13 protein-coding genes are annotated in these 13,616 nt (G+C 66.3%); 3 read left to right on the top strand and 10 right to left on the bottom strand.

Annotated elements, in window-relative coordinates:
• Positions 1 to 335 precede the first annotated feature (335 nt).
• The 5 genes from soxZ to I6U14_RS02980 form a co-directional block, all read right to left on the bottom strand.
• The gene (gene soxZ, locus I6U14_RS03000) at positions 336 to 650 is read right to left on the bottom strand and encodes a thiosulfate oxidation carrier complex protein SoxZ (RefSeq protein WP_296896782.1); all 315 of its coding nucleotides are present in this window, start codon (positions 648 to 650) and stop codon (positions 336 to 338) included.
• Between the two features lie 70 nt (positions 651 to 720).
• Positions 721 to 1,194 carry a thiosulfate oxidation carrier protein SoxY gene (gene soxY, locus I6U14_RS02995; RefSeq protein ID WP_296896781.1) on the bottom strand — a complete coding sequence of 158 codons (474 nt, stop codon included), beginning with the start codon at positions 1,192 to 1,194 and terminating at the stop codon, positions 721 to 723.
• 613 nt (positions 1,195 to 1,807) lie between these two features.
• Entirely contained in the window at positions 1,808 to 3,298 is a 1,491-nt protein-coding gene (locus tag I6U14_RS02990; protein WP_296896780.1) for a M48 family metalloprotease, read from the bottom strand.
• Between the two features lie 240 nt (positions 3,299 to 3,538).
• Positions 3,539 to 4,891 (bottom strand): VWA-like domain-containing protein, encoded by a 1,353-nt coding sequence (locus I6U14_RS02985; protein ID WP_296896778.1) that lies wholly within the window; start codon positions 4,889 to 4,891, stop codon positions 3,539 to 3,541.
• Between the two features lie 114 nt (positions 4,892 to 5,005).
• Entirely contained in the window at positions 5,006 to 6,049 is a 1,044-nt protein-coding gene (locus I6U14_RS02980) for an AAA family ATPase (protein WP_296896777.1), read from the bottom strand.
• 384 nt (positions 6,050 to 6,433) lie between these two features.
• On the opposite strand from I6U14_RS02980, the gene I6U14_RS02975 reads away from it, so the two are divergent.
• Together I6U14_RS02975 and I6U14_RS02970 are read left to right on the top strand one after the other, a co-directional pair.
• A complete protein-coding gene (locus I6U14_RS02975; protein ID WP_296896776.1) occupies positions 6,434 to 6,631 on the top strand; it encodes a hypothetical protein in 198 nt (65 codons plus the stop codon).
• A gap of 225 nt (positions 6,632 to 6,856) precedes the next feature.
• Positions 6,857 to 7,174, top strand: a complete 318-nt coding sequence (locus tag I6U14_RS02970; RefSeq protein WP_296896774.1) for a sel1 repeat family protein — start codon at positions 6,857 to 6,859, stop codon at positions 7,172 to 7,174.
• A gap of 38 nt (positions 7,175 to 7,212) precedes the next feature.
• Here I6U14_RS02970 and I6U14_RS02965 read toward each other — a convergent pair whose 3' ends face one another.
• Positions 7,213 to 7,500: a hypothetical protein gene (locus I6U14_RS02965; RefSeq protein WP_296896772.1), complete on the bottom strand. Its 288-nt coding sequence runs from the start codon at positions 7,498 to 7,500 to the stop codon at positions 7,213 to 7,215.
• A gap of 383 nt (positions 7,501 to 7,883) precedes the next feature.
• Between I6U14_RS02965 and I6U14_RS02960 the strand changes: the two genes are divergently transcribed.
• Entirely contained in the window at positions 7,884 to 8,276 is a 393-nt protein-coding gene (locus tag I6U14_RS02960; RefSeq protein ID WP_296896770.1) for a septal ring lytic transglycosylase RlpA family protein, read from the top strand.
• An 894-nt stretch (positions 8,277 to 9,170) separates the two neighbouring features.
• On the opposite strand, the gene I6U14_RS02955 is transcribed toward I6U14_RS02960, so the two are convergent.
• The 4 genes from I6U14_RS02955 to I6U14_RS02940 all read right to left on the bottom strand — a co-directional run.
• The gene (locus I6U14_RS02955) at positions 9,171 to 10,409 is read right to left on the bottom strand and encodes a S1 RNA-binding domain-containing protein (protein ID WP_296896768.1); all 1,239 of its coding nucleotides are present in this window, start codon (positions 10,407 to 10,409) and stop codon (positions 9,171 to 9,173) included.
• A gap of 70 nt (positions 10,410 to 10,479) precedes the next feature.
• A complete protein-coding gene (locus I6U14_RS02950) occupies positions 10,480 to 10,884 on the bottom strand; it encodes a hypothetical protein (protein WP_296896767.1) in 405 nt (134 codons plus the stop codon).
• Between the two features lie 222 nt (positions 10,885 to 11,106).
• Complete coding sequence (locus I6U14_RS02945) at positions 11,107 to 11,580, bottom strand: LEA type 2 family protein (protein WP_296896766.1); 474 nt, start codon at positions 11,578 to 11,580, stop codon at positions 11,107 to 11,109.
• A 24-nt stretch (positions 11,581 to 11,604) separates the two neighbouring features.
• A partial coding sequence (locus I6U14_RS02940; RefSeq protein ID WP_296896764.1) for an HAD-IC family P-type ATPase occupies positions 11,605 to 13,616 on the bottom strand: 2,012 nt, incomplete at its 5' end.

Here is a 13,616-nt window from a genome sequence, read left to right as displayed (position 1 = left end):
GGCTGCATGTCACCCACCGGGTGAGCGCCGCTACGGCCGCCATGGCACGCCCCGCACGGCGCCTGGCGGCGTTACAACTCCTCGGAATAGGACGGCTATTCCTCGTCGTTGTGCCTTGCCAGTCACCCCGCGGGACGCACCCTGACGACCGTCCAACTACTCTCTTTAGGATGATAGCGCCACGGCGGCGAGCGCCGGCGGCAGGTGAATCTCGTTTCAAGGCCTCCGACACGGCGGCTGCGCAAACAAAAACACCGTCGCCGACCCTCGGGCCGGCGGCGGTGTACGGCATAGCTGCTCGAACCGGATTCGGCTTCAGCCGAATCCGGTGGATGTCAGCTGATCTCGGCGGTGCCGGTCTCGGTGTTGCCCTGGTTGTCGACCCAGGTGATCTCGATCGGATCGCCTGCCTCGCCGCCGTTGAACTTGAACGACAGGTAGGGGTTCTTGGAGACGCCGCCGCTCCACAGCGCGGTCATAACGACGTCGTCCTTCCACTTGGCGGTCACTTCTTGGATGAAGTGCGCCGGGATGGGCTCGCCGGTCTCTTTGTCCTTGCGCAGCCCGGTCTCCATCACGTGGCTCATCAGGGACTTGACGGTGGTGACGCCGTTGCTGTTCTTGGCGCGGATCTTGATGTTGCTGGCCATGTCGGTTTACCTCTGAAGCTGTTGCCGTCGGTTGTCGATTGGGGTCGGGTGTGATGCCGGAAGCCCGGGATCAGCCGCCGCAACCGCCGATGGTGACCTTAACCGGCTTGGATGCGCCGAGCAGCCCGTCCGCCGTCTGGACAACAGCCACTACGTCGGCCGTCTTCGCCATCTTGATACGCGTGGAGACGAAGGGCACGGCGCTGTCACTCATCTCGAAGGAGGCGATGAGGGGGGTGTTGTTACCGGCCGCGAAGATGGAAATGGACTTGGCATCGTCCACCTCGCCTTCGACGGTCACCGGCACCACGGCGCCGTTCTCGGCGATGTCCGGGGCCTTGATCTTGACCTTGTCGCTATCCTCGATGGTGTCGGAGCCGAGCAAGTCTTTCAGCGCGGTGGACTGGTCTTCCGCCTTGAAGGCGGCCTCGGGCCACGCGGCGAGCACGGCGCGGGGCGCAAGCAGGCCGGCGCCCACGGCAACGCCGACAGCGCCGGCACCGAGGGAGCCCTTGAGCAGGATTCTGCGCTTCGCATCGATCATTGGGAATCTCCTCTGGATCGTTGGGTTGGTTCGGGGTGGGTCGATCGTTCGATCGGCGCCGGCAGCATGCTGCCGGTCTTTACCAGGTCGACGCAGTGTCGGCATTTACCGGCGTGCGTGGCCCCTTCGCCGTTCTGCCGTGTGGCTGCTCGTCGCGGTGTAGCGATCGGGGCGCTGCGCACGGCCCACGGATGAAGTTCTGCAGGAGGGCGGCGTGGGTGGCGACGCGCAGCTGTACTCACGTCCGTTGGCGCTAAAAGTAGGAGTGGCCGCCGGCTGGGTGCCGGTCGAAATGATAGCGCGGCGCACGAGGCGCATAGGGTACAACTGCGGGGCCTCCAGCGGTTCTTCGTTGTCTTGCGCCGATCGATGATCCCTGTCGCCGGGACCTTTTTATCTTAGGGCCACCTTCACTCGCCGTCTCATGACGTTGTCTGGTCAGGCAGAACGAAGGCTCGACATCTTAACGGCAACAGCTCCGCGCTGCGGCTCGCCAGGCCAAGACCCTAAGAATCGTCGACGTGCCGCAAAGCTTAGCGCATCCCAGGGGTCGGGGAAATAGCGAGTTTCCCGGCTGAAACGTGGAGAATTACGAGGTTTTGGCCCGGCGCTGTCATCGCCGTGCCTCGCGTCGGCGCTCCTCGGCTTGGAGCTCGTCCAGGCGGACCTGGATCTTGGACGCCGCGTGAAAGTCGAGGTTGGGTTGTCGCAGCGCGAGCTCCAGTTGGCGGATGGCCGGCTCCAGATCGCCTGTGCGGAACAGCAGCTCTGCGCGCCAGCGCATGGCGGCAGCCTTATCGCCGGCCTTGCCGGCGGCATCCGCCATCAGACCGTATACGGGGGCGATGTCTGGGCGCAGCGCGATCAGTCTCTCGAGGGTCGCGAGGGCCGTGGCGGGCTCGCCGGCGTCCAGCAGCGACTCGGCATAGGCCTGCTGCAAGGGCCAGTTGCCAGGCGATAGGCCGACCGCGCCCTTCAAGTCGCTCACCGCTTTGGCGGCATCGCCGCGGCGGCGATCGAGCTCGGATTGCAGCACCACGAATTCCACCTGACTCGGGTGTGCCTGGAGCAGGCGCGCGAGCTGCCGGCTCGCTGCATCCAAGCGGCCGGCACGGGCCAAGGCGCGGGCGTAGCCATAGCGCTCGGCGGTTGCATTGCGGTAGCGGCCTTTCTCCAGCGTGTCCTCGAAGTGGTCGACGGCCTGCTCTGCACGGCTGTAAGCCTGCTCGCGCAGGTGCGCACGGGTGAGATGGAAGCGCAGACTGTCCGGCTTCTGACTTGGGCCGAAGCGCTCGGCGCGTGCCAGTGCGTCGGCGATCCGGTCCGTGGTCACAGGGTGCGTGCGCAGCAGCTCCGGTGCGCCGCTCTCATAGATGCGGTTGGCCTGGGTGAGCTTTTTGAAAAAGCCCGGCATGGCAAAGGGGTCATGCCCGGCGCGGGCGAGGGTGTCGATGCCGATGCGGTCGGCCTCTTCCTCGTTGGTGCGGGTGAAGTTGATCTGGCGCTGCGCCAACGCTCCCTGGGCGCCCATCAGCGCTGCGGCGCCGGCCTGGGGGTCAACGGCGGCGCCGAGGACCGCCGCGGCGATCAGCAGCGCCGTGGCCGGCACGGTCATCTGCTTTTGCGCGGCAAAGGAGCGCAGCAGGTGGTTCTGGCTCACGTGTGCGATTTCGTGGGCGATCACGGCGGCGAGCTCGGATTCTGTCTCTGCTGACAGGATCAGCCCAGCGTTGACGCCGATGTTGCCGGCGGGGCCGGCGAAGGCGTTGATGCGCGGATCTTCGATGACGAAGAAATCGTAGCCGCCGCTGGCCTCTCGGCTGGCGCGCACCAACCGATGGCCGAGGGACTGGACATAGTCCGTGAGCAGCGGGTCCGTGCTCACGTCCAGCGTCTTGCGCACCCACTTCATGAACTCGAGCCCGAGCTCGCGTTGCTCGGCTAGGGAAAGCACGGTATCGGCGCCGCTGCCGAAGTCCGGCAGGTCCAGCGCGTCGCCAGCGGCATGCTGTGCCGGCTGGAGCAGCAACACCGTCAGCAGAGATGCGCCCAGCGCGGCGCGCAGGCGGCGGCGTGGTGGGACGATGACCTGGAGCGCGGGCATGAAGACAAGTCGCCTTGTAGGTGCAAGCTGCGGGGCGGGCGGCGGAAGTGCACCGCCATTGTGCACCTCAGACACAAGAATTTCGCACAAAATTCGTGCAAATGTACGGGGCAGCATACCCCGCCATCTTTAAAGCGCGTAAGCGAGGGAACAAGAAGGAGCCGGGAGACCGCCCAATGTCTGCACAGGCCCGGCTCCCTCTGGTTTTTGGGCGGGATGCCCAAAAAAATCAGCCTTTCCTTAGTTGAGCTGGATGCGTTGGCCCCAGGGCACCTGGCTCCTGCCCTTGACCAGCCAGATGACGGGGTAGGCGGGCTCGTCTGAGGGGAATGCGCCGTCGGCGTCGGTGAAGTAGACGAGCAGGTCGGGGCGCAGCCCCTGCTGCTCCACCCACTGAAATACGGGCCGGAAGCTGGTGCCACCGCCGCCACCGATGCGCGCGGGGCGCTGGAACTGCTCCCAGGGCTCAAAGCGGTACGGCGCACCCTCGCAGAGCGAGGCATCACACGGAAGCAGGGTAACGCGTGCGCGCACCTGAGCCTTGAGGGCGTCGACCTCGTCGATGAACTCCTGCATCTCGCCGTCTTTGATCGAGCCCGATGTGTCGATGGCCACAACGAGGTCGAGCTGGTGGCTGCGCAGACTTGGCATAATGTGATCGCCCTCACGCCTCGACGGCCGCGACCAGCTGTAATCCTCGCGGGTGATGCTGTTCATGTAACGCGCGAGCAGCATGCGCCAGGGCAGCTGCGGCTGCAGCAGGTGGTCGATCATGCGCTTCAGCTCGCCGCGCAGCTTGCCCGCCTGCATGGCCTGCTGAGCGGCGCCTGCCATGCGCTGCTGCCACTGCACCTGCAGGGTTTCGCGCTCGTCTGGGGTGAGGGGCGGCGGCGCGTCGGCGCCGTCGTTGCCCTCTTGGGGCTCGGCTTCCGCGCCGGCGCCACCGCGGCTGTTGTCGTCGGCCGGCTCGCCGCGGGGGCTGCTGCCACTGGTCCCGTCAGATCGGGGCTCGGCACCGCCACGCTCGCCGTCGTCCCCCTGCTCGCCGCGGGACTGCTGTTGCTGCTGCTGAATGTCGCGCTCGTCCAGGTTGCTGTGCTCGCCCTGCTGGCCGCCCTCGGACTCGCCGTCGTACGCGTGCGTATCCAAGGTCTCGGATTGGTCGTTGTCGTCCAGCAGCGGATAGATTTCCTCCGCCGTCATGCCCTTGTACATGGGCATCAGCAGCGCGTTGGGCGGGGGCTTGAGGCCGTCGTCCACCAGAAGTGGGTTAATGGCGTAATCGCAGGCTAGGTCCCAGCGGTGCTTGACCCGGTGCTGGCGGCGGGCGAAATGGGAGAGCGCGCAGTGCAGCGCCTCGTGGGCGAGCATGAACTGGGTCTCGTCCAGCGACAGGGCGTCGATGTAGCTCGGGTTGTAGTAGAAGCGTTTGGCGTCCGTCGCCGTGGTGGGGCACCAGTCGGCATTGGCAGGCTGCATGGGCAGGCGCAGCACCAGGGCGCCCAGGAAAGGCTTGTCCAGGATCAGCCGCGTGCGCGCCGAGGCCAGTTTGGTTTCTATCCCGCCAAGGTCGATGTCGGTAGTGTCGGTCATGGGTTGCGTATCAGTTCGCGTCAGCAGGCGCTGTGAACCTGACTCGAGGGCTGAGGGCTGAGGGCTGAGGATTCGCGTCCTGGCCGCTGGTCCTCCGCCCTCCGCCCTCCGCCCTCATTCGTAAAGCATCACATCCGCCACGGCACTCGCCCAGTCCGCGAATGCCGGCACCTCGAACAGGTCATTGCCAATGGCCCGATGCAGGTCGGAGACCAGCATGACGCCCATCTCCCGCTGCGGGAAGCGCCCGGCGTAGGCGAGGATGTTGCCGATGACCTGCTGGCCGTCCTCGCTGTCCTTGGCGCGGATGGCCTTGCCCACCAGTGCCGCGGCGACGGCGTACTGCAGGTCGATCTCCCGCGGCACCGATACATCCTCGCCGGCGCAGATGGCATCCAAGTCCGGCATTTGGTCCAGGCTGTTGACGAAGGCCGTGACCTCGACGCCCGCGGCCGGTCCGACGCAGCCCTGCAAGGTGCCCTGCAGCAGCTGCGAGTCATGCTCGAACTTGCGCAGCGCCCGATGTGCGAACTCCCAGGAGCGCGGCGACGGGAAGGCCACCGGGTTGTGCGCCGGGTCGAAGTCGAACAAGAGCTCCGGCCGAAACCGCAGGAAGGCGATGATGCGCTCGTCGATGCCTGTGGCATAGGCCCAGGCGACCCAGTCGTCAAGGTGTGTCTCCACCTCGAAATGGGAGAAGCGGTTGGCGAGCGGCGACGGCATGCTGTAGGTGACGCCGCGGTCGCCTTGGCGGTTGCCGGCGGCGAAGATGGCCCAGTGCTCCGGCACCTGGTACTCGCCGAGGCGGCGGTCCAGGATCAGCTGATAGGCCGCCGCGGAGACCGCCGGCGGGGCCGAGGTGATCTCGTCCAGGAAGAGCACGCCGGCGGGACCATGGCGCTCGGCGTCCGGCAACATTGCGGGTACTGCCCATTCCACCTTGTCGTCCACGCGGAAGGGGATGCCGCGCAGATCGCTCGGCTCCATCTGCGACAGGCGAATGTCTATGACGGGCACGGCGTGGCGCTCGGCGATGTGCGCGACCATCTGCGACTTACCGACCCCCGGCGGTCCCCAGAGCATCACCGGCGTGTGATGGCCTTCGGCGGTGCTGGCGAATTCGCGCTCTAACACACGGAGCAGTTGGGCGGGTCGCATGCGCGGCGATCTCCTGTGGGGTTGTTGCGGGCGTCGATGAAAGGTTTGCGGCTGACGTAATGAACCGGCGGGCGTGCACCGCGACACAAACGGATGATGTAGTGTGCCCGGGGAGCTGACGCAAGCCCAGCCCATGCGGCGCGGCCTCCACGGTGGCGCCCATTAGAAAAAAAGGGTATGCTTATTCGTTAAGCTGACCAAGCCGCTCGGGGATCGTCAGCGTCTAGTCCGGCGCCATCGCCAAGTCGGCGTTGCGGCGCTGGTCAGCAGCAAGCCGGAGTGAGACCGGGCCTCGCACAGTCGGCGTGCCCGGGCGCAAGGCATTGAACCACAGCGCATCGAACCACAGCGCCACACCAAGAACGCGATTTGCGGAGAGCGGAGATGAACCAGTTCTACTACGACGCCGTGACGAAAATGGAGCAAATGGGTGTCGACGACGAGTACGTACAGGGTTGGCAGTGCGGTTTCCTGCAGAACCCCAAGCGCGAGGAACAGCGTCTCACCGACGCTTACGAGGCCGGCTACAGCGACGGCGAAGAGAAGAACACCGACAACTTCGGCAATTGGGTCAAGAGCTGAACGGAGCGCGCGGTTGCGCTGAGCGTTCGACGCCGGCGTTCCGGATAGCTGCCTGAGCGATCACTGCGAGGCAGCCGCCGGCCAACCGCCGACCGGGGTGTCACCAGCACCTGTCGGTCAGCAGCGGGATGCAGGATGGGCGGGCGATCCCCGCCTTTTCTTTTGCCCGTTGCTTCTGCGCCCGCACATGAAGTCGCCGAGGGAACCTGCCCGAAGGTGCTTACCATGAATGACAACAGTTATCTCAAAGACCTGATTCTGCTGCGCAACGATCCGAGCAAGGTGGGTGCAGTCCGCGAGGCGGCCGAGCGTGGCGAGGTGGATGCCCAGTATGCCCTGGGCCTGATTTATGCCGAGGGTCGGGGTGTCGCCATCGACCTGGCCCAGGCGCACTACTGGCTGTCGCTCGCGGTGGAGCAGGGGGACGCGGACGCCGATCTGCTGCGCAACATCGTCGGCAGCCAAATGACCGACGAGGAATATGCCGCCGCCAAGCGGCTGCGCGCGGGGGCGTCGCTCACGCTCGTGGGCCGGTCATCCTGACCCCGCAGGCTCAGCCATGGGCGGCCGCTGCCGCCGATTCACTGTCCAACACGGGCCGCCTTCGCCTTCTCCGCCGCCGTGAGCACATCGATGATGTCCTGCTCGGTGATAGTCCCATCGGCCCGGGCCTGGTCGGCGATGGGCGCGATCTCCGGGAAGCGCTCCACCACCCGTTCAAGCTTCTCAAGCTGCTCCGGGGTAGCCGGTAAGTCGATGGGCTCGCCGGCTTGGTCGGCAGCCTGCTCGGGGCCCTGTTCGCTGCAGCCCGGCAATATCAGGGCGGTCAGGAGCAGGGATGCTGTCGAGAGAAGGGTGCAAGTCTTCATGATGTGGGGAATCCGTCCAGGCGGCGGGCGTCCGCAAATGGGAGCCAAAGGCGAGAGACTATACGCTGCATGTGGCCGACCGTGCACTGCAGCCCGCGCGAGGCGGGCAGCCCGTCACACCGTGTTCATCGTATCGACCGGGGGTAGTCCCACGAACCGGCGCCGCAACAGGTCGGGCAGTTTGAGCTGAGGCTGCATGCCTGGCACTGGTTGGCTGCGAGCCGTGCGAGCAACGCCAACGGCGAGGGTTTGCCCTAATACGGGTATTCCCGTATAGTCGCGATCCTCGATTATACAGCCGTCCTCTCACTCGCTGGCGTCCTCGGCCTATCCGATGGCACCGGCTCCTTCCGAGTGCGGCGCGTTCACTTCAGGTTTTCAGCATGATGAAGCTCCTCAGCGCGGCGCTTGCCGTGACGCTGCTCGCATTCCTGTCTCCGCAGTCCTTTGCCGCCCATCCTGGTCAAGTGCAGACCGGTATCGCCTCTTACTACCACGACAGCCTCCACGGCAATCGGACCGCCAGCGGTCAGATCTACGACAAGAACCAACTGAGCGCTGCCCACAAGACCCTGCCCCTTGGCAGCCGTGTGCGCGTCACGGACAAGCGCACCGGCAAGAGCGTGGTTGTGCGGGTCAATGACCGCGGCCCCTTCGTCAAAGGACGCATCATCGATCTGTCGCGCCGGGCCGCGACGGAGCTCGGCATCATCCGTCGAGGCGTCACCCCCGTGAAGGTGGAAGTCCTGAGCGTGACAGGACGGCGTGGGGCGTAACGGCAAGAGACCGGCAGTGGGCGATACGACCTCAATCTGCACGCTCGCGGGTTTGCGACCGCACTCTCAGGAAGAGAGATGGCTGCGCAGCCAGGCTTTGTTCGACGTAGCGTGCCTTCTACGACGCCATGTCGCCATGATATGGACCAGAGCGGGAGGAAGAACGCAAGGATTACAAAAATCAGGGCGACAGCCAGCAAGCCACTCTAGGCAGGTGCCCAATAGCCATACCGCGCATCGAAGACGCCGCTGAGCAGGATGAAGAGTAGCCAGCTCGCGAGGTAGGCAGCTGGCAGAGAAACGACCGTTGCCTGAACGAAGTAGAAGATCGCCCATCGCCCGCAGGCCGCCCGTCTGATCCGCCAGACCCGGCCGCGCGATCGCCCGTAAACCGTAGCGGTCGAGCTGGCGGTGGAAGAAGCCGACATGTGCCGCCGCGCCCGGATAGCGCCCCGCGGGTTAGGTGATGATCGTCTCGAGGATGCCGAGCCCGACTGCCGACTCGCTCGCATGGGGTCGGCTGCCAAGACGCGCGCACTGCGCTGGCAGCCATTGGTTCCGGCAACATACCCGGCAATAGGTCACGATCAAACGGAACCAGCGGTCACTTTCCGCCGGAACGGCGGTCGCGTCCAAGCGGAATCGGTGGCCATGATGGGCCGGAATACGCCCCCCGCCGCGATCGGCGGGTGGAAGGCGAGGAGGCAGGCCCGTGCCAGGGGTGCCTCGTGTGATGCCAACGGCATCCGAGCCGTCCCGGGACGGCGCTCCGACGCGCTCTGTGCACGGGACCGGCAGAAGCGTCAGGAAACGCAGGAAGCGAGCCCTAGGCCGGCGCGACTGCGGCTCCAGCTCACCAGCACACTGCAGGGTTCAACCTTCCACACTTCGACATCACTCATCCCGCCCCATTTGCTCCCTCAGCAGGTCGCCGAAGGTCCCCATGCCGTCGTCGGGCTCGGACGCGTCCTCGCGGCGGGCGCGTGGTCCGCCACCCTTGCCGCGGCGCTCCTGGCCGTAGTCGTCTTCGGTTTCCGGGGCGCCGGTGTCTTCGGCTAGCGAGAGGCCGATGCGCTTGCGGTCCGGCTCCACCTTGAGCACTGTGGCGGTGACATGCTGGCCGGTGCTCACCACTTCGTCCGGGTGGTTGAGGCGGCGGCCGGCGCCGAGCTCGGAGATGTGAATCATGCCTTCTAGGCCCGGCTCCAGCTCCACGAAGGCGCCGAAGGGCTGGGTGCGGGTGATGCGGCCGTCCACCCGGCTGCCAGGCGCGTAGCGGACGGCAACGTCCGACCAAGGGTCTTTGGCGAGGGCGCGGATGGACAGCGCGATCTTCTGGGGACGCTTGGGGTTACCGGTGGCCTCGATGCGCAGCACCTGTACTTCGATGTCTTGCCCCATGCTCAGCAGGTCTTCCGGATGGCGGATGCGCGTCAGCGACATCTCGCTGATGTGCACCATGCCCTCGACCCCGCCCAAGTCAACGAAGGCGCCGAAGTCCTTGATGCCCACAACCTTGCCATTCAGTACGGCGCCCTCCTGCAGCTGCTCCTTCAGCGCCTCGGCCTGGGCGGCGCGCTCCGCCTCCAGTAACGCGCGGCGGGATACCACCAGGTTCAGGCGCTTGCCGGCCTCGAATTTGGTGATTCGGAAGGCGTGGTGCTGACCCACCATGCTGGACAGGTCCTCGACGAACCGGATGTCCGCCTGCGAGGCGGGGCAGAAAGCCCGATGCCCAGCGATGCGCACCTCGAGCCCGCCCTTGGTAGTGCCGGTGATGCTGCCGTCCACGGGCAGGCCCTGCTGGTAGGCGGCCTCCAGCTCCTCGGCGCCATGCAGATGCTTGCCATGCTTGCCGCCCAGGGTAATGGCGCCTGTTTCGGCATCGACGCCGGCGACCACGGCCTCCAGCTCGTCGCCGACGCCGACCTTGAGGTTGCCGTCCTGGTCTCTCAGGTTGGCGATATCCATGGCGCCCTCGGCCTTGCCGCCGAGGTCTACGAACACCTGCTCCTCGCCAATGGCGACCACCTGGCCCTTAACCCGATCACCGGGCTTGGGACGGTCGGCGACGGCCTGCTCTGTCTTCTCCAGCTCCCGTAACAGGGCCTCGAACTCACCTTCTTCTGTCATGCTGGTCTGGCCTGTCTCGGGGGCCGGGCTTGAGTCTCTTCCGTGCGCCGGTGTTGATTAAGCAGTGGCGCTAATGGCTGTGGTGCCCATGCCCGGACGGCACAGGCTGGGGCAGACCACCGCACTCGGTCAGTTCGTCGCGGTAGTCGATGAAATCCTGCAGGTGGGCGATCAGGCGCTCGGCGAGGGCCGCGTCGTCGCTGTACTCGTGCGTGTGGGCATCGGTGCCGTCGGTATGGCTGCCGGTGGCACGGGAGATGGCGAGGTCTGGTGCCACCATCTCAAGCACCACGTAGGCGAGCAGGCCCTCGGCGATGAGCTGGCTCGCCCGGGCGCGCCAGTCCGGCTGAGCGACATCCAGGGCGCTGCGCTCGGCAGGCTCGAGCCGGTCGGTTTGCTCGGCCACCCAGGCGGCGACGAGGCGGCGCTGCTCCGGACCCGATTCGGGCGGAGCGCTGGCGTGGAGCGTAGACATCGGGAGCTTGCGCTGAGGGGCGAAGGGCCTGGCGCTGTGGAATGAGCAAGGCGTCGATTGCCCGTGGATTCTAACCATCCGTAGCGGTGTGGGCTAGCGTTTCTGTGTGACGCTTTGATCCGGGCCAGACGACCGGTGAAAACACGCGCAATGCACCCGCTGAAGTGTCTTACAGCGTGTGCTGCGCCGTCGTGTTTTTCAGCCTCGGTGAAGCATAGTCCGTCAGCGTAGGGACGCCGCAAGGCGCAATAGCCCCTTGAGGTCGATCTTGCCCTGGTGCCGGTAGCCGAGCTGCAGCCGCGGCAGGATGGCGATGCTGCCTTCCAGGCGGTAACGCCAGGGCTGCGGCTTCAGCGCGAGCTTGGGCAAGGTGCGGGCCAGGTGGCGGGCGTCGCTGCTGACCATGACCTCCATGTCAGCCGCCCCCCTCGCCGGCACCCGCCGGTGCAGCATGCCGTCGCCTGCCGCAATGGGCTGCTCCTCCAGCCAGAGCCGGTAGGTCATGGCGAGCACCGGCAGCGGAATCGCATTCGGGTTCTGCACCCGCAAGCCCACGTGCAGGCGCTGCTCGCCGGCGCTGAGCTGACCGGGCCGCACCGAGGTGAGCTTCACGTCCGGCGGCTCGAGGCGACGGATCAGCAGCACAACAGCGACCAGCAGCAGTGCTGCTGCGGCGGCCAAGATCCAGCTCAGCATGCGTGAGGTGCTCCGGCGGTGGTATCAGCGGCCGACATGTAGATCCACTATGGGCACCGACGGCAGCGGCGCCAGGTGCCGCATGGCCCATTTGGTGACCTCGAGCACCGGCACGATGGTGAAGGCGGCGGCGAGCACCAGCAGCCAGTCCGATAGCGGGAGGGGATAGGTTCCGAAGGCTTTGGAGAGCACGGGCACGTACACGATCAGGCAGAGCAACGTCAGCTCCCAGAGGATGGCGATGTTGAGCCACTTGTTGGCGAAGGGTCGGCGCAGGACAGAGTCCCGGTCCGACCGGAAGTTGTAGGCCTTGAAGAATTGGATCAGCACCAGCGAGAGAAAGGTCATGGTCATGGCATGCATCAGGGCCTCATCACTGTCCAGTCCAAGGGCCGCGCCATTGTTCAGCTCGTAGACAAACAGCGATACATTGACGATGGTCGACCAGGCGCCGCCCACCAGCATCAGCCAGACGACTGTCGGCGTGAAGATGCCCGCCTTTGGGTCCCGCGGCGGGCGGCGCATCAGGTCTTCCTCCGGTGGGTCCACCGCCAGCGCCAGGGCCGGAAGGCCGTCGGTGGCGAGGTTGACGTAGAGGATCTGGACCGCGGACAGAGGCAGCGGCAGTCCCGCCAAAGTGGCCACGGCCATGAGGCCGATCTCGCCGATGTTCGACGAGAGTAGGTACATCAGGTATTTCTTGATGTTCGAGAAGATGCCGCGGCCTTCCTCCACCGCGCCGACGATGCTTGCGAAGTTGTCGTCGGTCAGCGTCATGTCCGCCGCCTCGCGCGACACGTCGGTGCCGGTGATGCCCATGGCGACACCGATGTCCGCACGCTTGAGCGCCGGCGCGTCGTTGACGCCGTCGCCGGTCATGGCGCAGACGTGGCCGCGGGCTTGCCAGGCGCTGACGACGCGCAGCTTGTGCGCTGGGCTGACGCGGGCGTAGACCTCGATGTCGTCGATCGCGGCTTCGAGGTCCGCAGCGCTCATAGCGTCCAGTGCGCGGCCGATGACCACGCGTCCCTCCCGCAGGATGCCGAGCTCTCGGGCGATGGCGGCGGCGGTCTCGGGGTGGTCGCCGGTGATCATGATGGGGCGAATCCCGGCATGCTCGCAGTCGGCGATGGCGGCTTTGGCTTCATCCCGCGGCGGGTCGATCATGCCGACGAGGCCCAGAAAGACCATGTGGTGCTCCGCATCTGCCTTCTCCGCACCTGGCTTCTCCGCGATGGCGAGCACCCGTAGCGCCCGCTGTGCCAGATCCTTGGCTGCCTGCGCGATGCGCGTGCGGGCGGCCTCGTCCAGCAGCACCTCTTGGGGCTCGTTGGCGCCTGCCGTCAGCATCCGGTCACAGCCGTCGAGGATGACCTCGGCGGCACCCTTGGCATAGGCGACCGTTAGGTCGCGGTCTGCGATGGTCCGGTCCAGGTGCAGCGTGGTCATGCGCTTGCGCTCGGAGCTGAAGGGGATCTCGTCGTGGCGCGGCGCTTCGGCCTCCAGGTCTGCCTTGTGCATGCCGAGCTTGGCCGCGGCCACCACCAGCGCGCCCTCGGTTGGGTCACCGTAAAGCTTCCAGCTGCGTTGCTCCCCATTGGCTTCCTGTTCCACATGCGCATCGCAGGATAGGGCCGCCGCGCGCAGGGTGCGCTCCACCAGGGCGCGTTGTTCCGGAGCATCACTTGGGACATCGATGTCACCCTCCGGTGCATAGCCGCTGCCCGTGACCCGCGTCGCGTGGCCGTCGGTCCAGATGGCGCGCACGGTCATCTCATCGCGGGTCAGGGTGCCGGTCTTGTCGGAGCAGATAACGGACGTGCTGCCCAGAGTCTCCACGGTCGGCAGCCGCCGCACCAGGGCGTGGCGCTCGACCATGCGTTGCACGCCGATGGCCAGCGAAATGGTGACCACCGCGGGCAGGGCCTCAGGCACGACGGCAACCGCCAGGGCCCCCCCGAAGATGAACATCCCCAGCAGCGGCTCCCCGCGCCGCACCCCGAGCCCCGCGCTACGGCCCACCCCGGAGGCCGCGC

It is taken from the genome of Thiohalocapsa sp., from assembly GCF_019695415.1.
Lineage (GTDB): Bacteria > Pseudomonadota > Gammaproteobacteria > Chromatiales > Chromatiaceae > Thiohalocapsa.
Note: the sequence above shows the minus strand (reverse complement) of the source record. Positions and strands in the feature narration are given on the sequence as shown.

Coding starts and splice junctions, on each gene's coding strand:
- I6U14_RS02985 (WP_296896778.1), bottom strand. CDS start 4,891: ATGACCGACACTACCGACATCGACCTTGGCGGGATAGAAACCAAACTG.
- I6U14_RS02965 (WP_296896772.1), bottom strand. CDS start 7,500: ATGAAGACTTGCACCCTTCTCTCGACAGCATCCCTGCTCCTGACCGCC.
- I6U14_RS02980 (WP_296896777.1), bottom strand. CDS start 6,049: ATGCGACCCGCCCAACTGCTCCGTGTGTTAGAGCGCGAATTCGCCAGC.
- I6U14_RS02950 (WP_296896767.1), bottom strand. CDS start 10,884: ATGTCTACGCTCCACGCCAGCGCTCCGCCCGAATCGGGTCCGGAGCAG.
- I6U14_RS02960 (WP_296896770.1), top strand. CDS start 7,884: ATGATGAAGCTCCTCAGCGCGGCGCTTGCCGTGACGCTGCTCGCATTC.
- I6U14_RS02990 (WP_296896780.1), bottom strand. CDS start 3,298: ATGCCCGCGCTCCAGGTCATCGTCCCACCACGCCGCCGCCTGCGCGCC.
- I6U14_RS02970 (WP_296896774.1), top strand. CDS start 6,857: ATGAATGACAACAGTTATCTCAAAGACCTGATTCTGCTGCGCAACGAT.
- I6U14_RS02955 (WP_296896768.1), bottom strand. CDS start 10,409: ATGACAGAAGAAGGTGAGTTCGAGGCCCTGTTACGGGAGCTGGAGAAG.
- soxZ (WP_296896782.1), bottom strand. CDS start 650: ATGGCCAGCAACATCAAGATCCGCGCCAAGAACAGCAACGGCGTCACC.
- I6U14_RS02945 (WP_296896766.1), bottom strand. CDS start 11,580: ATGCTGAGCTGGATCTTGGCCGCCGCAGCAGCACTGCTGCTGGTCGCT.
- I6U14_RS02975 (WP_296896776.1), top strand. CDS start 6,434: ATGAACCAGTTCTACTACGACGCCGTGACGAAAATGGAGCAAATGGGT.
- soxY (WP_296896781.1), bottom strand. CDS start 1,194: ATGATCGATGCGAAGCGCAGAATCCTGCTCAAGGGCTCCCTCGGTGCC.